The organism is Shewanella algicola (assembly GCF_014648035.1).
GTDB lineage: Bacteria > Pseudomonadota > Gammaproteobacteria > Enterobacterales > Shewanellaceae > Shewanella > Shewanella algicola.
This window is the reverse complement of sequence record NZ_BMQI01000066.1, coordinates 1-22,922: the sequence shown is the minus strand read 5'-3', so window position 1 is coordinate 22,922 and position 22,922 is coordinate 1. Positions and strand designations below refer to the sequence as shown.

Annotated in this window: 22 protein-coding genes; 4 read left to right on the top strand and 18 right to left on the bottom strand. The window is 37.3% G+C overall.

The genetic code is table 11. The annotated features are described in order from the left end of the window. The 8 genes from IEY42_RS19825 to IEY42_RS19790 all read right to left on the bottom strand — a co-directional run. The coding region (locus tag IEY42_RS19825) for an IS256 family transposase (RefSeq protein WP_188926958.1) at positions 1-1,156 on the bottom strand (1,156 nt) is incomplete at its 3' end. 77 nt (positions 1,157-1,233) lie between these two features. Continuing rightward, the gene (locus IEY42_RS19820; RefSeq protein WP_188923193.1) at positions 1,234-1,569 is read right to left on the bottom strand and encodes a hypothetical protein; all 336 of its coding nucleotides are present in this window, start codon (positions 1,567-1,569) and stop codon (positions 1,234-1,236) included. A gap of 60 nt (positions 1,570-1,629) precedes the next feature. Continuing rightward, positions 1,630-1,911 carry a hypothetical protein gene (locus IEY42_RS19815; protein ID WP_188923194.1) on the bottom strand — a complete coding sequence of 94 codons (282 nt, stop codon included), beginning with the start codon at positions 1,909-1,911 and terminating at the stop codon, positions 1,630-1,632. A gap of 400 nt (positions 1,912-2,311) precedes the next feature. After that, positions 2,312-2,686 carry a hypothetical protein gene (locus tag IEY42_RS22480; protein WP_229780200.1) on the bottom strand — a complete coding sequence of 125 codons (375 nt, stop codon included), beginning with the start codon at positions 2,684-2,686 and terminating at the stop codon, positions 2,312-2,314. Positions 2,687-3,020: 334 nt separating this feature from the next. Next, positions 3,021-3,587, bottom strand: coding sequence for a hypothetical protein (locus IEY42_RS19805; RefSeq protein WP_188923195.1), 567 nt, complete (start codon positions 3,585-3,587; stop codon positions 3,021-3,023). 83 nt (positions 3,588-3,670) lie between these two features. Next, on the bottom strand, positions 3,671-4,069 hold the full coding sequence (locus tag IEY42_RS19800) for a hypothetical protein (RefSeq protein ID WP_188923196.1): 399 nt from the start codon (positions 4,067-4,069) through the stop codon (positions 3,671-3,673). Between the two features lie 3 nt (positions 4,070-4,072). Further along, positions 4,073-4,990, bottom strand: a complete 918-nt coding sequence (locus tag IEY42_RS19795) for a zinc dependent phospholipase C family protein (protein WP_188923197.1) — start codon at positions 4,988-4,990, stop codon at positions 4,073-4,075. A gap of 504 nt (positions 4,991-5,494) precedes the next feature. Further along, entirely contained in the window at positions 5,495-5,668 is a 174-nt protein-coding gene (locus tag IEY42_RS19790) for a hypothetical protein (protein ID WP_188923198.1), read from the bottom strand. Positions 5,669-5,877: 209 nt separating this feature from the next. Between IEY42_RS19790 and IEY42_RS19785 the strand changes: the two genes are divergently transcribed. Together IEY42_RS19785 and IEY42_RS19780 are read left to right on the top strand one after the other, a co-directional pair. Further along, positions 5,878-6,759: a BrxR family transcriptional regulator gene (locus tag IEY42_RS19785; protein WP_188923199.1), complete on the top strand. Its 882-nt coding sequence runs from the start codon at positions 5,878-5,880 to the stop codon at positions 6,757-6,759. Between the two features lie 20 nt (positions 6,760-6,779). Then, complete coding sequence (locus IEY42_RS19780) at positions 6,780-7,550, top strand: hypothetical protein (protein WP_188923200.1); 771 nt, start codon at positions 6,780-6,782, stop codon at positions 7,548-7,550. Positions 7,551-7,982: 432 nt separating this feature from the next. Here the strand turns inward: IEY42_RS19780 and cas6f are convergent, their stop codons facing one another. The 7 genes from cas6f to IEY42_RS19745 form a co-directional block, all read right to left on the bottom strand. Continuing rightward, a complete protein-coding gene (gene cas6f, locus IEY42_RS19775; protein WP_229780199.1) occupies positions 7,983-8,603 on the bottom strand; it encodes a type I-F CRISPR-associated endoribonuclease Cas6/Csy4 in 621 nt (206 codons plus the stop codon). After that, complete coding sequence (csy3, locus tag IEY42_RS19770; RefSeq protein WP_188923201.1) at positions 8,596-9,645, bottom strand: type I-F CRISPR-associated protein Csy3; 1,050 nt, start codon at positions 9,643-9,645, stop codon at positions 8,596-8,598. Before csy3 ends, cas6f begins: the two co-directional genes overlap by 8 nt. A 9-nt stretch (positions 9,646-9,654) precedes the next feature. Beyond that, a complete protein-coding gene (locus IEY42_RS19765) occupies positions 9,655-11,751 on the bottom strand; it encodes a type I-F CRISPR-associated protein Csy2 (RefSeq protein ID WP_188923202.1) in 2,097 nt (698 codons plus the stop codon). Beyond that, positions 11,745-12,971, bottom strand: a complete 1,227-nt coding sequence (locus IEY42_RS19760) for a TniQ family protein (protein ID WP_188923203.1) — start codon at positions 12,969-12,971, stop codon at positions 11,745-11,747. Before IEY42_RS19760 ends, IEY42_RS19765 begins: the two co-directional genes overlap by 7 nt. Before the next feature lie 174 nt (positions 12,972-13,145). Then, a complete protein-coding gene (locus IEY42_RS19755) occupies positions 13,146-15,686 on the bottom strand; it encodes a S8 family peptidase (RefSeq protein ID WP_188926957.1) in 2,541 nt (846 codons plus the stop codon). 12 nt (positions 15,687-15,698) lie between these two features. Beyond that, a complete protein-coding gene (locus IEY42_RS19750) occupies positions 15,699-16,679 on the bottom strand; it encodes an AAA family ATPase (protein ID WP_188918619.1) in 981 nt (326 codons plus the stop codon). A gap of 147 nt (positions 16,680-16,826) precedes the next feature. Further along, entirely contained in the window at positions 16,827-17,147 is a 321-nt protein-coding gene (locus IEY42_RS19745; protein ID WP_188918617.1) for a helix-turn-helix domain-containing protein, read from the bottom strand. Positions 17,148-17,366: 219 nt separating this feature from the next. Between IEY42_RS19745 and IEY42_RS19740 the strand changes: the two genes are divergently transcribed. Continuing rightward, entirely contained in the window at positions 17,367-17,894 is a 528-nt protein-coding gene (locus IEY42_RS19740) for a VspR family transcription factor (RefSeq protein ID WP_188918615.1), read from the top strand. Beyond that, positions 17,891-19,303: a DEAD/DEAH box helicase gene (locus tag IEY42_RS19735; RefSeq protein WP_188918613.1), complete on the top strand. Its 1,413-nt coding sequence runs from the start codon at positions 17,891-17,893 to the stop codon at positions 19,301-19,303. The genes IEY42_RS19740 and IEY42_RS19735 overlap by 4 nt, the downstream gene beginning before the upstream one ends. Here the strand turns inward: IEY42_RS19735 and IEY42_RS19730 are convergent. Genes IEY42_RS19730 through IEY42_RS19720 form a run of 3 tightly spaced genes read right to left on the bottom strand, consistent with a single transcriptional unit; the run spans position 19,285 to position 22,777 of the window. Further along, positions 19,285-20,307 carry a TniB family NTP-binding protein gene (locus IEY42_RS19730; RefSeq protein WP_188918611.1) on the bottom strand — a complete coding sequence of 341 codons (1,023 nt, stop codon included), beginning with the start codon at positions 20,305-20,307 and terminating at the stop codon, positions 19,285-19,287. The two genes, IEY42_RS19735 and IEY42_RS19730, sit on opposite strands and share 19 nt — an antisense overlap. Beyond that, on the bottom strand, positions 20,304-22,154 hold the full coding sequence (locus IEY42_RS19725) for a TnsB C-terminal domain-containing protein (protein WP_229780198.1): 1,851 nt from the start codon (positions 22,152-22,154) through the stop codon (positions 20,304-20,306). The genes IEY42_RS19730 and IEY42_RS19725 overlap by 4 nt, the downstream gene beginning before the upstream one ends. Then, entirely contained in the window at positions 22,154-22,777 is a 624-nt protein-coding gene (locus tag IEY42_RS19720; RefSeq protein WP_223418977.1) for a TnsA endonuclease N-terminal domain-containing protein, read from the bottom strand. The genes IEY42_RS19725 and IEY42_RS19720 overlap by 1 nt, the downstream gene beginning before the upstream one ends. Positions 22,778-22,922: the final 145 nt, after the last annotated feature.

Sequence of the window (22,922 nt, the reverse complement as noted above, 5' to 3'; positions counted from 1 at the left end):
CAGTACGCCAGTTTCGAATGGGCATGGTCCATTTTTTACTGGCTTCTTTTATAGCAAGGTAAACCATTTTCTTGGCAGAGTCATCATTAGGAAATACCTTACGTTTTTTCAACGCTCGTCTAATTACACTGTTTAATGACTCAATAGCATTTGTTGTGTAGATAGCCTTGCGAATATCCTGAGGGTAGTTAAAAAATGTATTTAAGTTATGCCAATGGTTATGCCATGACTTGCTGATTTGGGGGTATTGCTCATCCCAGGTATGGCTGAAACGGTCTAGTTCGAGTAATGCTTCCTCCTCCGTTGCTGATTGATAAATGCTCTTAAGGTCCGCTGTGACTGCCTTGTAGTCTTTCCACGATACGTACTTTAACGAGTTTCTGACCATATGCACGATACAGAGCTGTACATGAGTATCTGGATAAACGGTATTTATAGCGTCAGGGAAGCCTTTTAAGCCATCAACACAAGCGATAAGAATGTCCTCAACGCCTCGTTGTTGCAGTTCAGTGAGGACACCTAACCAAAATTTAGCCCCTTCATTTTCAGCTATCCAAAGCCCCATTAGCTCTTTATGGCCTTCAAGGTTAATTCCTAATGCTAAGAAAATAGATTTATTGATAACGCGCTTATCCTGACGGATTTTTACGACGATGCAATCAAGGTAAACGATTGGGTAAATGGCATCTAAAGGCCGGCTTTGCCACTCAATAACTTGCTCGAGAACGGCGTGGGTTACGCGAGAAACTAACGTGGGTGATATCTCTGCGCCGTACCATTCATCAAAGGCTTGAACGATATCACGAGTACTCATGCCTTGAGCGTAGAGCCACAATATTTTATCGTCCATAGAGGTAAATCTGGACTGGTGCTTTTTAACTAACTGAGGCTCGAAACTGCCTTCACGGTCTCGTGGCGTATCAAGCTCAAACTGGCCATCTTCAGTTTGAATGCGCTTGCTGGTTTTACCGTTACGGCTATTAGCAGAAGTGGATTTATGGTGTTTCTCATAACCCAGGTGTTCATCCATTTCGGCATTAAGAGCGGCCTCGACTGTTATCTTCTTGAGCATCTGACTAAATTGATTTAAGTCTTCTGGTGTTTTAATGCTTTTAGCTGCTTCTTTAGCAAAAGCTTCAATATCTTTTTTGTTCATAAGTATCTGCCTATCTTTAACTCTTAATAGAGTACGTTTTGATAAGCAGTTACACAAAATTAGTTACAGTCTCTAAACTAGCCCTGATTCATATAAGCACTATTTTCAAGTTTTTTATACAGTAACTCACCAAGCTCACCAGTAAGCTCATTACCAGTTTCATCTATTAACTTGTAACTTTGTTGACTTCCACCCAGTGAAACAGCCCCCTCAATACCACAGATAATATTATGTGTTGCTTCTCCAACAGCAAGCTTAACTAAAGCCAATACTTTTTCTCTCTGCAAAAGTGTGAGTCCAATATTATCGAGTTCATAGCCTAGATAGGTTGGTCCTTCTTTACCTTTGGAGTATGAGGCCACCAAACAATCTATAGATTTGACCACATTATTTATAAACTCTTTCGGTGACATAGTTTCCCCCAAATTACAAAGTGTCTAGCAAGCTAGTGATCCCTGAACTTACCAAACAGATTATTTCAATTCGTAATTTACAAATTGATTCCATTCGCCTATGGCATCGTCAGCAGCATTTAAATGTTTTTCCGATGCGTCATTCATTTCCTCTACAAAATCAGCAATGCATTGCTTGTAGCGCATAACATCATCATTAAAGCTATCTATTTGCCATTGTGATGTAAATTCATAAGGCTTGTAAGGTTTCGAACAAGAAGGTGAAGGAGTGAACATATCACTAAAAGCAGGAAAGCTAGAAAAAACCACTAGAATTAGGGGGATAAAGTGTCTGTAACGCATTGAACTATCCTTGTCTCTAAAATTAACCAAAATATCTTAATTCAATCCTAAGAACGAGTCACCAAGCAAAGTTATTAACTGTTAAGTAACACTTATACTTACAACCGTTTACTATCTATAGCGACAAATTAAAGTAACCCCTTTTTCTTTCGCCAATCGTTAACTTTAGCCTTTGTTTTTTCAGTAAACCCACTTCTAACATTATTTAGAATTATATTTTCGGACCCATGTGATGAACGAAGCCCCCAATATTGAGATAAACGACACATAATTAATAGAATCTTGCCATTCTTAGCTTTTGGAATTAACACATCTCGAAGATAACTCTGGGCAGCCCAAACACTAGGTATGCTATTAGCTATGAACTGGACTTTATCCATATTGACAGAGGCATAAGGAATTAGATTGAACACTGCAATATTTTAGCAGCAGCTTCAATATCGCCAGAATACAAATGCTTTGCGACAGGTTGAAACCACTTATCCCAGCTAGGAATATCATATGGATAAGGCTGTTCACCATCTAATTGTTTAGAAAGTACCTCTTTTAATTCTGCAGAGCGTATCACCTTACTAGATCCATTATCTACGCTTGGATTTGCATAACAAAGGACAATACTTGCTGTTTTCAAAGGTCCAAAATATGGGCCAGGAGGAAGCTCATATTCAAATTCACCACCAATTAATAACTTAAGCTCTTCCAGGACAATAGCATCATTCGGATGTCGGAAAGTGCCTTTGGTGCGGCAAGCGCACCAGTAGTCAAAAAAGTCCATTTTTAATCCTTATGTTACTAAACTGATTATTGGCTATATTTCTTTTACTTACTGTCGCTGCAAGCGAAAAGTCTGACATGAGTAGCTTCCAGCTTTCAATCACTTACCTTAATAATTAACCCGTACTTTGTCATAAAATATAACAATAGTCTGACAAATCGAAAGCTCTCCGATAAATGTCCACGTAGTATGAGCTTTTATTACAATAACGGTTCTGTTCTTTAGTAGATCACCTTAAAGCAAAAGTGAGTTTAAATTATGGATACAATTAAGTCTCAACCGGTGATAGCAATTAGCCACCACAAGTTTGTTGATTGCATGACTTGCGATATCCCTACTTTATCTTTAATTTTTCATGAAAAGACAAAACATTTTTAGGAATATTGTTGCCACTATAAAGCTCTACCTGCCAGATCCTGCCTTTAACTTCTGGAATACCTAGCCTCTTGAAAAACTTCCTATAATGCGCAATTTTTGAACTGTGGCTTTCATGAAACTCTATAATGACTGCATTTTTAGATTTAAAGAACTCGATGATAGAGTTGAGAAATTTTTCACCGAGTTTATTTTTGGTCAAATCTGCATTTAGAGCAAAATGCCTGATACGCACAGTTCCGCCTGAATGCATTGAAATACCTTCAACATTTCCAATTTTGAGTGAGTATTTATATTCTTTATATTGACATCTTATGTCAGGAAAGCTGCTGTAGCCATGAGTATCTGGAAGGCCTTCTAATGGTGCTATCCCGTACCCAGTTGTCCATTCGAGTTTTGCTCCATAATATCCAAAGAAATATGCTTCAGGTTCTTTTAGCCATTCATTAATGAATAGCTCATCATAATTAGGGCTTTTGCCATACTTTCGATTAAACTTTATCTTTTCAATTAGATTTATAATCATTGAAGTTCTCTAGGATAGATTTAATTACAAGACGGTATCAAGCTCATCTAATGTGATGACCAAATATTTAAGCAACGACAAAATCATTGGCAGAGCAGAGCGCTATCAATAGTAAATTCACAACTATCAGCTTTAGCATCTATCCAATGGTTTACGTCCAATTTACCATTGCAACCAGCATCCTCAATAATGGCGATATTTTCATCACAAAGTAGCAGAATTGCATTACCACTTTGTATTTTTGTCATTATCGTAAAATCTTTAAAAGGAGCAATTAACTGTGGATATCGCTCTGATATTTCAGACAATAATTGAGCACCATCATCGACTTGCTCACCACTGAACTTAAGGTGTCCATCGACTGCTTGGGATAAATCCTTAAACTTTGATGCTAAATCATACATTGACTCATCATCATATTTATCAGTGCAAGAACAACTTAAGGATAAAAACATCAATGCAAAAAAAACGATAAATTTCATCGGTTAACTCCAAGCGGTAAGGGTTTTATTTTCTGAAAGGCCTGTATCTAAGTTCCAACTTAAAAACATATTATCGTCACCATCTTCAAAAACTGCTTTTGCCAAATAGCACCAATATTTTTGAACATTCTTTACCGCCAAATCAAAGATATCATCGTAATCCATACTCCCATTTGGAGTCTTCAAGTTTTGAATATAAGACATATCAAGATCATCAATTGATGGATAAAGAATTCCAACTGAAGCAGCTACATGACGAGCAAACGGAAAAAGTCTATGCCCTTCATCAACATTGTCCACGACTATCTGGAATCCTTTATGCCACGAATGAATTTCTGGAGGAGAAGAACTAAACTTATCTGGAAATACAGTTTTTAAAGCGTCATACCATAAACCATGAATGACACTATCCAACTGAGATGAATCATTTAAATCAATACAAGAACCAATATTCAATCTAACACGATCAGCCAAACCAATGTCACCAAGATTAAGACGCCCCCAGATATAGGTGTCCTGATTCATCTCACAGATCCGATGCTCTTTCTGATTTTGCTCATAAGGCCCAACTCTTAATTGCACCACAGGATGAACGGTTATGTCACAAATAACATGAGCTACGTAACCAGAGAGCCATGCAAATGCCCTTTCCTGTTCCTTATTTGATAACTTCTTCGTTAGGTTAATAAGCTTTTTAATAAATAGATCTACACTTTCATAGTGCATTTTATCAGCCCATTCATTCTGCTCACTGTCGCCGATTTTCAAATAAGGATAATCAGGGCTTACACACCCTAACTCCATGAAACTTTTCTCTCTAGAAAGTATCAATTTTGCCTTTTGTGGCATATCCAATTTAGATAGGTCATTGTTTGATGATGCAAGATTTACTGCCGTAATATGGGCAAATGCTCCAGGCATAAGAACTCCTTTTCAAAATTTATTAAATTTACACAAATCTAAAATAGCTAAGCCACTACAATTCGGGAAAACATGACCGGAACCGGCAATTCTAATAATCGAATACCGAATTAATAGATAATATTGATCACATTAGGAGGTTGTATGACCCAAGTAACACTAGGGTCATACAACCTATCATATTTCTAACAAATAGTTAGTGTGGTAATGAGCGTAAATGTGAGCACACATTTTCCCATTGACCTGCTCGGTAGCGCATATATGCGCATACTCGGACAACTTTTGATCCAGACATAGCTGTAATCTCCAAAAATATAAAGGAGGGAGCTCTGGCATATTGAGTTGGAAGCATCTACCCTGTAGGATGTAACCGTATTAAAGTGGTCCTAAGGTATTTACTGACTTGAGACCTCCCAGTGTTGAGTCGATAATTATTGTTGGTAGCAATATTTATCACCAGCTCAATACTTAAAAGGCTTCTGCTAACTAATAGCTGAAGCCTTTTTATTTTTCTTTGGTAACACCTTTATAGACTCCGCCTGTTTTTTTCACACTCATAAATTGTCCCGTTTCAGAATCACGTTTCGTCCATAATTGTGTTTGTGGATTGAATACTTGAGTACGTTCACGTACAGCACCAATTCTTGCATTATCACCGTAAGGTTTGTTAACAGCCATTATCACGCTCCAAATAGTATATATTGTGTTATAAATTAAAAATGGCACACAATGTAGTGTTTCCATTAATTCCATTATAATCGGATCAAAAAAAGATCGCAAGCATAAGGATGCTGAAAAAGTGACCACCAGATCATTTTGATGTTGTTATTGTTTAGGATAAGTGCTAATTTTATCGTCAATATCTATAAAATAGCAGGCATAAGCACATGCAATTACTCCCTGTAAATCGTCAAGAGCGATTAGCTTTTATTGAACTCAATTTATTATTTGTAGGCACAATTACAAGGAAGACATTGAAGGAAAGGTTCCAAATTAGTGACGCTGCCGCAACTAGAGATCTAATAGACTATCAAAAGTACTGCCCTGATAATTGCACTTACGATAACAAACTCAAAGCATACCTATACAATCAAAGTAGCTTTACTCAACAATTTGAAATTGACGTTAATGTTGCATTGTTAGAATTAACGGGACAAAGGCAAAGTCTGACTCAGAAAACACATGAACGATTTTTGAGTAGTGAAACTCTAGAAATGATTACAAAACCGAAGGTTGAAATCGTTTCTGCAATAACGAGATCTATGGCTAGCGCTATTCCTATAGAAATTGAGTATTACTCTGTTCGATCAGGGAAGCGCCGAGCAGTCATTATTCCTCACTCTGTCGTTAATAATGGGGAAAGATGGCATTTCAGAGCTTATGACAGAGAAAAAGACTTATTTTCTGATTTTGTTATCACTCGAATTGAAAAGGTTAAAGGAATCAAAAGTAAGGTTAATAGCTATGAAAATAAAACTAATGATACTGAATGGAATAGCGAAGTTAGGCTAGTTTTGGTACCACATCCATTATTGCAGAATCCACGCTCTATTGAATTAGATTATGCGATGCAAAATGGTGAACATAGAGTGACTGTAAAAGCGGCCTTAATGGGATATTTTCTCAGACATTGGAATGTTGACTGCTCGCCCGCCGATAATTTACTAGTTGGCAAACAATATCATTTATGGTTAAAAAACAATGAAGTTATCTTACATAACCAGCAAAGATTTTTTGTACCTGGTTTCGAAAATCATAAGATAAATTAAGGCAAAAATGGATAAAGGTGATGTTAGATTCTTGGGTTGTGGATATTGATATAAAAGTTATTATTGCTTTGATTAGTATTGTTGGCATTCTTATAACTGCCATACTGAGTAGTTCTGGGTATTTTTACCGTAATAGATTTGAAAGCAAAAAAAGTGCAAGAAAAGTGCTCTATTTGCTTCTAGAGATTCGACACGCGATAAATGTGTCACTTTTTGATGTTGATGAAGTAACAGATCAATACATTGAACATTTTGTAACACGCCTACAAAGCAAAGGTATGCCGGTCAAGAAAGAAGAAATTGAAGGAACATTATTTGAAATGATCAGAAGCCATATCGATAATCTAAATTCAGCAATTAAAACAGACATATCAATCCGCTTGTTGCCACAATTCGAAGATACATTAATGGAACTAGCTTCTGTGGCACCGGTGCTGGCATATCAACTACGTGGCAAAGAAAAAATAGAAGCCTTAATTGATCTTACAAACACATATATTGAGAGAATAGATTCTGAATTGATTCCAACAGTGAACGTAGATTGGATGAAAAATATGTTGGTCGATATTTCTCAGCAACAGAAAGTAGATACGTTGAAAGAAGTATCAGCGAGCTTAGATACAGATGTAATCTTACTGGCAAAACATTGTGGAAGAAGTGACTTATTGAAATGTAAAAAGGCGTTAAAATCGGGAGCTAGCAACAAATTAGACTTTCAAGATTTAGATAAAGTGATCGATAAAATCATAGATAAATTAATAGTTACTGCTAGTGCACAAAATCCTAAATAACACCCTATACCAATACAAAATACCATCACAGTATGAGTTAAATTAATAACCGATGAGTAACCAATAAAAAGCCTCCTCTCAGTGACACAAGAGGAGGCTTTTACTACCTTTTCGGCAGTTTGTGCGCGAACATATACGTCGAAACGATTATCTTCTTTTTCAACTGCCTATTCGGCAGAGACCGCATTAACCTATACATCATATCGATTGTTTTTATTTTCAGCTGCCTATTCGGCAGGTCACGTTAGTCTCACCGAGGGAGGAAAGCCAGCTAAATTTTCAGCTGCCTATTCGGCAGGTCACAATAAACTTACCAAATAAAATGCTACAAGATCAACCACTAAATATCCAAATAGAATAATGACCATTTAATTTTCGAGATGGGAAATATGCATAAAAATCATATAGTAAAAATAATTTAAAAATAAAGGGTTAAACATTATCTGTTAAAAATGATAAATCCGGTACGGTCCCACTAAGTAACTTATTAGTGGCAAAGCCATAACTATTAAATAATGGTTCATATTGTTTCTCACCCACAACCTTCTGAATATGCAATATATAATCTTGCTTGGTACTTTGACTAGTCATTGCAATTCGATGAAAAACATCAAGCTCTCTTGGCTCAGTATTTTTACTAGGTTCGAAGATCTCACCTCTCGCTATTGCCCGTTTTTCCAAACGTTTTAATCGTCGCCTTGCTTCGCCAATAAACATCTTAGCGATTGCTTGGTTTCGCTTAAATCTAACTTCAGGACAGTCAACTGGAACAGTTTCAACCTCACTCACTTTAAAATAACCACAATCTTGCATGTCTTGAAAGTAGGACTGTTGTTTAAGCTCATTTAATATTGATGTATCACTGTGAACAAACGCAACAGCATTACCAATTGATGTTTCAGACCAAGCCGGAAAACTCACGCCTAAACCCGCTATGTCATGCTTACTGACATAACCATGTAAAACAGAAATACACCGGCCAGTAAGTAACTCAAGATTGGCTTCTTTAGGTAAAAAACGAATCATAAAATAATATCGCTGTGCGTTACTCACCTTTTTTTACCTCTGCTTTTTTCTGAAACATACCGCCTTTAATCAATACAGCAAATAAGTAATAAATATCAGGGTTTATGGCCTGAAAATCATGTGCATCAAGCTGATTTAATTCTTCTAGATAATGTTCCGCATTAATAAAAATTGAATAAAAATTTAATGCCGTATTGGGCATTCGTCTAGCAATATTATTCTCTTTGTCTGCACCATACTCATGTACTCTCAATCGTTTCGAATCGCCCCACCAATCATCAATTAACTGTAACGCGGCTCCAATTTTTACTGAGTTAAAACTAACAGCGTACCGTCCATCCAAACATTTAACTTTTGAAAAGTTTTTGGTCACATCAACTTTGTCTGCTTTCATATTAAATACTTGGCTAGGAAAGATTTCTTGGCAAAACGATGTGCTAATTTTAGCGGTAATATCAGCACTCCAATAAATCTTCGGATCAGTCAAAGCATTTGAAAGTTCAATGCTTAATTGCTCCAGAGTCTTCAAGTCATTGTCGTTCCAGCGACTTTCCCAGGCTAGTTGGCGAGTATTTTCTACTTGATATGTATTACCAAGACTCGTTTTAATCAAGATATGAGTATCACCAGAATTTTGATTTCGCCATAACCATGTGCCAAGCATCAGATTTTTACAGTATCGTGTAGCAAGCTCTTTATACCCACCACAAGCATTAAATTGTTTAGACAATAACCTTAAAAGCACAATGACATCATCGTTGTTACATGCATTTGGGGTCAAAGAGTTCGCTTGGACACGTAATGAAAAGCGGCAATAAATATGCTCCACATTTGGGGGAACATAACACTCTTCAATAGTTATAGGATTACAATGAGCAAGATCTTGCGGGGCCACATTTTTAGGTTCAAAACTTATATTAAAACCTTCTGTAAAACCCGCTTTTTGACCACGAATACGTGTAATATCAGCCTCTAAAGGAATAAAGTCTGACTCAGGTGTTTTGTAAAAAAATACGGCTTTACCTGGGTGTAGTGAACGCTCATACTTTAAAAAATTACTCAACTCCATTGCCATTCCTTAGATTCTTTTCATTAACAAGAATTGCTCTTTAGCCTCAAGGAACCAAAAAGCTCGCCTGTAAAAATTCAGTTGACCTTGTAACCTTATATCAATAGCAGAATCACATGATGCAAGTCCAATTACAGGTTCGCCGTAGCTATGTAATGGAGCGATTGACCCCGCTCTTGCTTTAGGTTTTTCAAGTAACATATAGCCAGCCATAACAGAACAAAGTGAAGCATTGTTCTCTAATAGTACTGTTAATTCTCTAACACTATTAATAGAGTGTTTTGTTGGCATAACCCACTTACCATAGGCAGGAAAGCGACTTAAGATTGAATAAAGTAAGTCTTCATTTTCATATAGCTTACACCATTCATAATCTGCATTAACTGAGGGACCATGCATTGTTCCTCCGGCAAAGCGAGAAAGAAAACAAGCCTTCAATTTAGTAGTACTGTTATCCAGTTTCGCTAAATCATCTTCATAACCATCAATATGAATAACAAGGTCAAAAACTAAGTCACCATTTCTCTTATCTATAATACCAGGGCGGCGAAATTCACTCTCTTTGCGCCCTTGCATTGCAAATTCAGGTAATTGGGTGCCTTTTACATAATCAAACTCACGAATGAACCATGCAAAAGAAGTAAGTCGGATCGTGGTGCCTAACATTGCATTTAACTTGCGTTGATAGTTATGCATCATCCCCCAAACAGCGGTAAGTGATGGCAAGCCGAAGCAATAAGGATTTGATAACAACTGAGCGTCATAAACGCTTATATTTTTAAGGTGCAAGTATCGCTGCAATTTTTTAGCATCAACGACTTCAGCAGGACCTCTGGATAATTGCTTTAAAATCCAGAGTAATTGATTTTTTAAGGGCTTCATCAAATCTGGATGGTATGCATATTTTCTGGTTTTATTCGAATTTGATAACATAAAATTCAAATGACTAAACAACAGTGGTAAAAGACTTTCCCAATCTGAGTCTGGGTGATTTAAAAGTTGCCACTCAATACCATCTTGATTCAACAAACCAGCTTTAATATCAACATCGTTTTCTTCTACTGCTTTGCGTCCCTCAATTAGCGGTGCTAACCATGCGCTCAGCGAATGTCTAACTTGCTTTAAACTGGCTACTTTTGCTTGCCTTCGCTGTTTGACTGCAAGTTCTGTGTAATTATCCACTAGTTTGTCTAATGCATTGGGAAATTCATTTCTAAGTAAGGCGTATTGATCGAATAAGCTCTGACCATGCTCTAATCTAGTCAGCATAGACTCATGAAAATTTGATTTATTGTCTGATATTTTCGGTGGATAATTTAAACACCTTACCTTGCCTCCTAGGCCTGCCACTAATTCACTAACCGCCCCAGGGCGGTTGTAGTTTAAATGCGTATAACGCCCTTCTCGCCGAGAGGCCGCTTGTTGAAGTTCTACTTGCAATCCATGGCTAACAACAGGTGTGATAGAAGTATAGCTATCGTGATATGGCATCAAGACTTGAGTTGAGTATTTATCAACATAGGAAGGTAGCTCACTCTGCGGTAGTCTTAGTTGAACTTGGGCACTAATTACATTCAGCGACTTAGCTGAAACACCTAACGCTTTAAATGCCGACAACCACTCTTTAGGTATCCCACCACAAAAAATATTGGCAAGGCAAACTAATCGGCCTTGCCAATAAAAGTAACACACAAATAATTTAGCGAGATTTATTTTAGCGCTATTGTTCGACCAACCTAAGGTTGGGCTACAGTCTGCACTGCTTAACACTTGTCGTTGAGGCACTATAGGCTTAGCTATTAACCGCTGCTTACTCACACGGATATCAGGATATTTTAAGTTGTGTGTATGAAACCACTCAACTTGCTTAATGCATTCATTGAGATGGTACTCATCTTTTAGCGTTGCTTTGGCATGCTTTTTATCTAGTACGTCTTTCACTGCTTTTTTAGGGAAGGTCAAGTTTACTAGAATGATCAGCGCTTCTTTTTCACAGCCTGTCACATCGACACTGTCAGTAAATGAGCTAAAACCACGCCTTATCGCTTCTGTCCGCTCATCAAGCTCTTTAATTTGTAACAGCTCACTTAAATGCTTAATTACCATGCTGATACGTACATCCTTTGGTCTGATGAACCAAAGCTATTTTTATATTCAACAACCTGTCTTAAATAAAAAATAGCCGCTTGAGGATCTATTCGATACTTCATTTTATGTCTAAACGAGCTGCTTAATACCCCGTCCTGATACAAACGATAAATTTGTTCATGGGTTGTTCCCAAAATCACAGCTGCTTCACTAATACTCACCAGCATATCGGCAACATTAGGCTTTTTCGATTTAGGATGCGCAGCAACTAAACGACTTAAAAATTCCAACACTGTTTGCCGAATAAAGTGAGTTTCTTTTTCATCGCGGTAGATATGCGGCAGGCCCATAATTAACTCGCCATAAATAAACCGAAAGGAAGTGCGGTTAAACAAATCAATCAACTTATTATCAGCATTCAAAGTCATAAGATTTAATTCATCGAATACATTTTGAGGCCAGGCTTTAAAGTAGGTTACTGCGGCATTAAACGGGAAATCTTCATTTTTAAGATACCGCCGCTGAAACCAAGCCAAGCTAGCAAAACGTTGAGATATTGATACTGACTTAAATAATGAGTTTTCATCCTCCTTATAGCTCATCAATTTAGTCGCTAATTCTACTTCATCATTACTGGCAGGCTTTACACACCCTTTTGCGAATTCAAAACCACAAACACAGTGGCTAATCGACTCATTTTCAATGTAGTTAATGGGAATTGAGCATTCAGAACACTGATGCAACAGCTGACATTTATGCTTTGCACATGCCTCTATGGGGGTTAAATGCCATATCTGCCGAATATAAGGTTCATCAGATAAGCAATGGGGGCAAACAGGTATCGCATCTGTTCCCATAGTGGAGTGATAACGAATAAAACTCAGTGGAATATCAACACCATTTTTGTGTACAGCAGATAAACCAATAACCGTACGGTCTGACTTTAACAAAGCCAATTTCTGAATTTCGAATTGCGGCAAACCAAGCAAAGATTCAAGTAAACCTAATGCTCGCATTCTAAAGTGGCTGTTATGTTTGGCGTGATAAACATTTAGGCGTTTTAAATCGATAGGAAAAGCACCGTGGGCTTCAAAATCAAGCTCATGAAGTTCTTCACGAATCGCTAGACTGAGTTGCTCATATGAATCAAAAAAGTTCTCAGCCACTACCCGTAGCAAGTAACTTTCGAGCGACTCATCATTAAACGCACGAGATTTAGGTGAAAATAGAAAAGCCATACAACACCAAAACTAAGGAAGTCTTAGCTTAAGGTAGCGGTTATTGTTATCTAAGGCAAGATGTTAGCTTGTCGGGGTTGTCAGAATTAGATCTAAAAATAGCCCAAGTCATAAAATATCAATTTTTGATTTCTGTCTCGCATACACTGTTTATCTTATTTATATCGAAAAAACTTAAATATCAATCCTAACAGTTGAACTTGCTGTAGCCATTGCTGCTATTTTCGTTTTGACTTCAGTATAAATATCAACATCGACGTCTGGTACTGAGAGCGAAATAATCAATGAATATCTGGCCATTGAATTCCAACGTTCATGAGATGTACGAGTCTTCCACCATCCACTCGCTGGGTAAATCACTATTTTTCCACGTTCTGCAAGCTCTGCAGCACTGCCTTTCCAAATATCTTTGTGGATAGATCCTTTATGACGGTTAGTCGCTCCCAGCAACCAATTTGAGTCGCTAGGGGAGTCACCTGGTTTATCTCCATCCGCGGCAGCATTAATACGCCTTATAAAGTCAAAATCAGACTCCTCTGGTCGTTTAACATCAAAACGTAGTTGATGACTAGCATAACTATATTTATTCAAAATATTACGGCTAGATGGATTCGGTTCTATGAAATAAGAAAGAGTCACTGTCAACTCAACGTTTGCTTCGGCAATTGCTTGTAAAGCTTGTTTAGGCCATGGCAAATTATGTAAATGCATATCCTTTGTTTTGATCGAACCATCTTTATAGAAGGGTTGCATCACATCCTGTATAACTACAGAAAAGGAATTATTAGCACTTCTAATAGCCTTTTCTAAATTAGGGATACCAAAGCCAACCATACGAGTCAAATTACTCATAGCATTTTTTGTAATGTTCTTATCGGAACGTTGAGCTGAAATTAACGAGTACATATTATTCGCCCAATCAGCAGAATGGACAGTTAATGCTCGGATTGTTTCTGGCCACAAATCAGGATACTCAGCAGTTATTTGCGCAGTAAAACGCGCAGCAAGTGCAGTAGCTGCACTAGTGGCATTACTTGTTTGAAAATACCGTTGAGAGAAATCATGGTAAGTACTAAGTAAATGTAAATCCTGCATGCCAACACATCCAAGTTGATCTTTACCAACATTACCACCTTCAAAAACAACTTCAGGTTTAATAGGAGCATTCCTTCTATCCCATAAAACTGAGGTAGTACTGTATGGAGACAAACCTCCAAATTGTGCTAATGGTTCATAATCACAGGATTCAGAAATAGTAATTTTATTGGTATATGCACCAACTGTAATAGAGTTCCATGCTTGGGCTGGATCATGAACATCTTGTAATTGATTGTAATATGGATATTCCATACTTCCATCAAACAAAACATTACCCGCACAAATTGTAAATAAACGAGGATTTTCTCCCTCACCTAAGTAATCAACAGCGAGTGCATCAAGTGTACTTGACCAAGATGATGGGCGGCCTCTATCTGTTCCTGTGTTTGCAGAAAGAGACATTGAGAATGTGCGAGTTCGATCAGGATTAGCGATTTCAGCTATCGCTATAGCATCTGATGTTATTTTTCCTAAAGGTTTACCTTCATTATCACCACTATTATTTAGAACCTTAACCGACTCTAATTTATGATTAATAGATACGATTTCATCGGTTCCCAGAATATCAGATAAGTCCCCCCACATAGCTAGACCTGCCATTTCGGTACCATGGCCATTATTATCTGTAGGAACTCTATCATCAGTAACAGTTAATTGATCATTGATTCCAGCAAAAGGTGAGAGCAAAGGGTGTTCCACATTAACACCACTGTCCAGGATACAAATATAAGGTTCATTTCCACTATTCTGTTGCTCTAAACGAGCTAATAAATCTTGTGACCATTGAGCTTGCTCTAAGGTTGAAGAAGAATCAAAAAAATCAGCAGTGACTTTAGGCGATCTAATTTCAGCAACCCTACTTAATAACAAAGTATTATTTGTTAATTGGTTTTGAGTGGCGTTAACTTGAATGACTGTATGCTCTGGAAACCTTAGTTTGTGTGGCGAAACAATAATTTCCAGTTGCCTAGATATTATTGTGAAATCAGCAATGATCTCTAGATATTGATTCGTCGACTGTTTATTTCTTTTCGGAGTCGATAGCCATATTTCCCACCAAACAGACTCATCTTTATCCTCAGGTAATAAGCTATCATCGTCAGACCAAATCGCAGAAAAACCTGCTGCCCGAATTGATTGTATTGAATCAATTAGTTTTTGGTTATCTATAGGGCTACCGTTTACGTTTTTCTTCTCAATTAAATAATCAGTAATTTTTTTCTCAAAAAAATGCAATTTTCCATCAGGAATGAAAACAGTAGCAATAGTTCTCGTTTGGTCATTTTTAATAATAGTTTTTATATTATGCAGTTCAATTTTTTGAGTCGTATTAGCCAGACTTTCAACAGCCATTTCAATATCGGGAAAACTCTCGAACTCGACTTGAATTCCTATACCCATTTGTAGAGGAATTTCTGTAACAGCGTCTTTCAATGTAATTAATTGAGTTGAAATAGTGGCAAGATCACCCCTTAATTTACCACTATGAATTAGACGGTTTTGTGCAGGGATTATTTGAGCGTCACCGCCTCCACCACCATTCGGCGATGTGAAGTTTTGGGAAATAGCATTTGAATCAAGAAAAAAGTGCGGTTTGTTGAAATCATTGTTCGCCATTAAGCATCCTTATTAAATGGTGAAATGTTGGCTAATACTTTTCCTGTCTTCAATTGCTTGTTGAAGCATAGAGATCGTTATTGACTGATGATCATGAATCAACATTTCTTTAGTTGCATCATTAGCAACTAAAGTGACCTCAGCATTACTAAGTCCGTCAGATAGTAGAGCCAATTTTTTCCAAGGGAAATTTTTAGATACATAAGAACACAAACGAGATTTGAATAGAGCAATAATTTCACTCTCTGATGGCAGTTCGTAACGTATCACATCATCAAATCGTCTAAAAAGGGCATGGTCAAGAGCTTCAATATGATTAGTGGCACAAACAATGACGCTATTTGAATCGTCTTGTTCAATCATTTGCAAGAAGCTGTTTAGAATGCGTCTTGCTTCACCTACATCATTACTTGATCCACGATGAGAACCAAGTGCATCAAATTCATCAAAGAAGTACACACCTCTCACATCTCTAATAGCATCAAATATTTGGCGTAACTTAACGGCGGATTCACCCAAATACTTCGTGATAACAGCATCAAGACGGACTTCAAAGAGAGGAAAATTTAATTCTCCAGCGAGTATGGATGCTGTAAATGTTTTACCTGTTCCAGGTTTCCCTGCGAGAAGTAATTTTTTCCTTGGTGATAAACCATGATTCTTTAATGTAGATAAATGTCTCTGTTCTTTTACTAAACGCTCTAATCTGTCCTTCACATTTGAGGAAACAATAAGGTCATTAAAACGTAATTTAGGATAGCTTGTTGTCAATAAACCTGTAGAGTCTTTAATGCTGCGTGCAATAGATACTGGTAAATTATCAGCACTAGTTTTTTTAGCTTTATCGACAAGTAGCTTGAGTTCTTGGGCAAGTTTACCATGCCCATTTCTTGCTTCATGAGCAGCAACTTGAAGCGCGATAGATAAAAATCTATCGTTATCTTTGTCGATGTGCGACTGCATGAGTGCTTTAATTTGGGTTGAACTAGCCATGAAAGAGTGCTCAATAGTGAATTTATTTAACAGTTACAAGTATACCCTAAAGAGATTTTATCTACTATTTGCTTGGTGCGAATGGATGATAATAACTTTAACATTCTCCACGGTAGTTAAAGTTCCAACCTTGTACAATGCTTTCTATCACCTGGGTTTTGGCTTAGATAGCACTTTAATCATAACGTCTTTTTCTTCTTCACTCATCTTTTCAAGTAAACACAGCAACTCCGCCGTACTTTCTGACTCGCAAAAAAAGTAAGCCACTGGTACACCTAGCTCATCAGCCATGGCTTTTAAGGTCTTGTAGTCGGGTGTATGCTTGCCCTTTTCATATTGATTCATACGCGCACTCGCGGTGCCAATTTCCATGCCTAACTGGATGCCCAACTGCTTTTGGCTAATGCCTTTAGCGGTTCGAGCCTGTTTAAGCCTGAAAGGAAGTGGATTGGTGTTTTTATCTGCCACAAGTTCAACATAGTCAGTCCTTAGATAACTCAGATTGTCTTAGTTTTTTTAGTTCAGGTATACTAAGGAATACTTAGCTTTTTAATGTTTGTTGTCAAGATTTAATCTGAGCTAAGTCATATCAAGCTATCTATCAATGAAGATACCGTTGATTTATAAGTAACAAATGTCATGGAGTGGCTCGTTAAACATTGAAATTAAACACTATTGGTAAAAATCGTGACCATAAAATTAATCCGTATAAATGAAACTTTGCTTAGTATTCTCATTGCCGAAGAGCTTCAACAGTTCACTGTTACTCAGATAAAAAATTTGATAATGAAGACAAATCCCTCTGTTTCGCCAAAAGAAATAGATCAGTTGGTTCGTCGTGCTTGCGCAAAACTGGTAAGTGTTGGATTTTTAGAGAAAAAATATCAGGGGAAAAAGCATGTTTATTATAAAACAGCACTGTTTGATAAGTCACAGCTAGTGCCCAGTAAAGCGCGCATGAAAGCGACAATAACGATATCTGCCAGCTCTCAAGAATTAATGCGACTCAAAGCGACACTCAATCAATACCAAGTAGATTTACTTGGATACATTGGGGAGGCGGAAGAGTTTAAACGCCTAATTGAGGAAATCCCAAATTCAAAACCCAGGCTTTATCCCAGATACATGAATGCTCGTAATCAAAGTTCAACCCTGATGGGGAAGATTAAGGCTGTAGAGTCTTGTCTTAACGACCTTAAAGGCTTATCACAGTGAAGTTAAGACAATGGCAAAGCCAATGCGTTGATGCTGCGTTAGCACGATATCAAACTCAAAGTCATTTTATGTGTTTAGCCACACCAGGTGCGGGTAAAACCATTATGGCGGCAGAACTAGCCGCAAGACTTATTGCTATGGGTAAAATTGACTTTGTGCTGTGTTTTTCTCCATCGTCAGAAGTCAACGATAGCATTAGAAGTACCTTTTCTAAACGCTTAAATAAGCGCTTTGATGGACTTATGGGAGCAATTGGTAGTGTCTATACCTATCAGTTTTTGCCCTCATTAACAGAAGCATTCTGGCAGCTTTTACGTACTCATAAAGTGTTTGTGATTATGGATGAAGTACATCACTTAAAGGGCAGTCTACTAACTAACGCCAATGCTTGGGGTGAGGAGGTGCTGTTAAACATTCAATATAATGCAGCTTATACTTTGGCACTTTCTGGTACACCTTGGCGCTCAGATAAGGCCCCTATAGTACTTTCGCGATTCACTGAACCAGATAATACAATCCACTGTGATTTTAGCTATGGATTAAAGCAGGCAATTGAGGATAACGTATGTCGTCAGCCGAATATTGTTTTAATTGATAACAACAAAATCAAACTAGAAACGGATCAAGAGACTGAGACATTTGCATCTATAGCTGAGCTTTTGTTAGATCTAAGATACAGCTATCAGGCGTTAATTAATCATCATCAAATAATGCATTATATGTTGAATCAGAGCGTTAAGAAATTGGCCGAAATACGCCAGAGCAACCAGAATGCCGGCGGTTTAGTTGTAGCAGCTTCAATTAAGCATGCTAAACAATTACTCCAAATACTTGTCTCTGATCTTAAGCAAAGTGCTTGTATCGTGACGTCTAACTTAAAGCATCCTTCCCGTATTATTGATGATTTTCGACAAAGTAACACTCAGTGGATTGTTAGTGTGGGGATGATTTCTGAAGGTACTGATATCCCTAGGCTGCAAGTATGTTGTCATTTGAGCCGAATAAAAACTGAAATGCATTACCGACAAGTGCTAGGTCGCATATTAAGAGTTAATTCAGATGAGGCTCAACAAGCTTGGTTATTCACTTTAGCAGAAACAAGCCTGACAGAATTTGCTTATCGAATTGATCAAGATTTACCAGAGCAATCAGTGTTTATAGATCACACTGGCTCACAGGATTTAGATCTAGAGTTGCCGCAATCAAAATCGAGTAAAACAATTCAGGCAGATGACGGTAATGAGTTACATGTGGATCTGTCAGGTTTTTCGTTACCTCATACTAAAGGCCATGCTAGCGCTTCATATAAGTCAGCTATAGACGAAGAGAACACTTACAATTTGGCTTTGTTAGGTTCATATAAAGAGCAAATCGTCAGGATGTTTGACAATTATTTACTCAGTAGCTGAGCCAAGGTTTGTGGTTTAGAAAATACTCTAGCAATCAGCATGTCTTCTGCTGACATTGCATTTGAGTTATAGCGAGAATGCTCAAAAACTTCAGAAATCAGAATATTCTCTGTTGGTTGAGTAAATGGATTATTTAAAACTGGCCCCGATGTTCTATTGAAAAGTGTTGTATAAGCATCAGCAAAATGTTGATTTTCTAGCGTGTTAGCACGGGTGAGCAACGCATTCTTCAATGCTTCTAAAAGGAGGTGTTTTAGAATCCTATTTTCACCTCTACAAGCTGCAAATAAGGGAATTGCCACATGCTTGTCTTCCAGCTTGGGAGGCTCTTCAAAGGGCATGTACTTAGCTAAGCCCATCAGATATTGGCGGTAATACTTGCTGTCTTTTTGAAGACTAAAATATTCAAGCTTTCTTCGGCGTATTAACCGAGATGACCATTGCGGCTCTTCTGCAATTTGCACAGCCCATGGCATACCCACTAACACAATAGGCACCTTGGCTTCTTCGCTAATATACTTCAATGCATTGGCAATTAATTGCCGTTCTTGAACAGTTTTAAACTCTATTAATTCTTGAAACTCATTGATGATAAGCAGCTCAACCTCTGCCCTAACCAAACTACCGACAAGTTTTTTGGTCAAGTCAGTCTCATAACCACGCTTTTTTCTTTGGTGACTACCAAACAACTCAAGATCCATTAATATTTGAGTTAAGGTTGCATCTAACCCTTTTCCACTGGATATACGGCTCACTAATACAGGAATGGATTGACGACTGTAATTCTGGCTAGCGAAGACACGTTTTTTATAGTGATTTATCAGATGGCTTTTGCCTACACCGGTATCACCCGTTAATAGCATGCATTGTTGGTCAGATTGAAAATGACGATTTAATCTTAACTCATCAAAATCGTTAAAAATGGTTTTAATTTGTGGATGAAGCACAATGCAGTCACTAAATATTTGTAATTGCTCAATTTGAGCAGAACTCAAGGTCTTCATTCAAAAGCCTCTAAATCATCATCCCAATTATCGAAAACATTGATTTGTTTAGTTTCTGATTTATTAGGTAAAAATAAGTTTAGTTCCTCTGTATTTAAATTAATCGTCCTTTGACCTGTATTGCTGATATCGGCTAATTGAGCCTGTTTTTTTACTGCTGAAATTTTAGCTTTTGTTTTGGATGCAATAAATGCTTCTTGCTCTTGTTTAACTCGCGCATGAATTGCCATACGCGCTTTAGCTAAACCTAGGTTGTCCTTACTCTCACGTATTGTTTCACGATTAATTTTCTTAATTATTTTATGTTCGTGAAGACTCAAACCATTAGCATACCCAGAGTTATCGGTACAAGACACTTTGAGGTATCCATCTAACTCCTCAAGGTACACATGGATATTAGACAGGTCATCAGGGTCTATCTTTATCAGTTTTTTTATTGTGTTTTTCGTTTGTGGGTAGTGCTTACGATAGTCTGCTAAAGCAGTAGAGTCATACATCAACTCTTCATATTTAAAACCATTTCGAGTTAATGTTCTTTCATCAGTGATTCCCATCAGCACAGTAAATCGTTGTTCGTCCTCTTTACTCATCTTTTGTGGCGGGTAAATATCAAAGCCATATTGCCATTGTTTTATGGGAATACGCGTTTCACGTGAGTCGGAATCTTGATGATAAACATCAACAATCCAACGATGAAACTCTTCAACAAAGGTCGAGAAGCGCATAATAGCGTCTTTTTCGGGTTTATATTCTTCTTTTGCCAAGATATTCGAGAAGGTTTTTCCTGGTAATTCTGTTAAAAAATACTCGTTTATCATCCCAAAGAAACGTTCTACAAATGGCTTTAACCAAGGTTGTTTAACTGGGTTATATTGAATATTTATTCCAGTTTCTTTACACGCATGCTCTAAACTTTTAGACCAAAACTCAGCTCCATTATCTACAACTAGATTTTCAAATTTGCCAAAGCAAGGCCACTCATTTTGAAGCTCTATATCAAGACCTTCAAATGATTTTGGTTTTATTGCATGCACGATTGCTTTGGCTGCTGAAACATATGAGGGCGAGCGATAACTTAAGTGGAACCCCAAAACACAACCACTAAAAACATCGACGATTAAGGTTAAATAAGGCCTGCCTAGTGGGATAGATAACTCATCATCAAGTAGGATTATATCAAGCGGTGTGTGGTCAATTTCTACACGTTCTAATATTCGAGTTGGAGGTATGTGTGATGAACAATAAGCAAACCATTGGTCAGCTTTAAATTTACCATGCCTTGCAACTGCCACTGGATAAGGAGGTAGTGATTTTATTCTTTGGTTAAAACTTTTGTAAGAAATAATAGGAATTTGCCCATCAATAATGTTTTCATTCTCAATAGTGATGGCGTCTTTGTAGTATTGATATGCTGTAGATACTCGAGGTCTTTTAGCATCTAAAAAACGAATTAGTGCTTGCTCAAAAAAAGCTTCATCACCTTGAGTACGACTTGTTCTATTACCCATTTTGTGTCGCTTGGCGACTAATGATGCAAGATCGCCGTTACTGTCAATGTAGCTTTTACGCCAACGGACTAACGTTCGCCAGTTAGGTCGCTTGTCCATGTTTGCAGTAAAAAGTGTATCAAGAATTGGGTCTAAATTTTTTTGAGTCCATCCACCTGTAATTTTCTTTTCGATGAAAGCAATAAGTTGATATTTATCGAGAGCTTTATCTTTTAAAAAATCGGGGAAGGTATCTAAATCTCGCTTGACTAATTCGGCATCAGCTAACTTAACATATTGGGCTGGAGTATCAGGTTTACTAACTAATTCAGAGTCATTGAATTCATCCTCGAAGTCCATCACTCAATGCACCATACAGAAGGATTACAAGTAAGATCATCATGGTTTAAGTTGGTCTTGATTAATCCTTTATGTATCAGAGAATAAAGATATGATCTAGCCTCAGCTAACGGTAATGACAGCTTAATTGCAACATCACTTACGTTAATTTTTCCTGTTCTTTTTATAAGCTTAAGCAATTCAATTTGAATAGTATTTAAGTCATAGATACCTGAATACCGGTGCAATATTTTAAGATTATTTAGAATAGGATTTACGCGGATTTGACGTTCTGTAACCAAGATAAGATCTGCTCCCAAGGACTGAGCGACCACTTTCTTGGCTGCGAATTGAGATCTAAAAATAGGGTCAAAAATTTTACTGTAGGGCTTATATTCATGATATTTCATAGTCCCATCATTGTAGTAAATTAGCGCATCAGGCGTATAAAATGCTCTTACGCCGTCAAAATCGTAATAAAACTTTTCAGGTTGACTAATAAATATTTTGATCGATTCATTGTACTCAAGATGAAAGTACGCATCAAACTCCAATGAACTCTCACACATTATTGTTTCGCCAACTTTTGCACTAGCAAATTTAAATATATTTTTATTAGGTGAAGGTTTACGTAAATTTCTCATATTTTCGATAAAAATTGAACAATTTAAGTACACTTAGTGTACTAACATGCAAAAATTTGTCAATGTATGGGTTATTAATCGCTCAAGATGCTGATATTAAAGAAAATGGCTTTTGGAACATAATTACAAAAACCATTTTTATGTC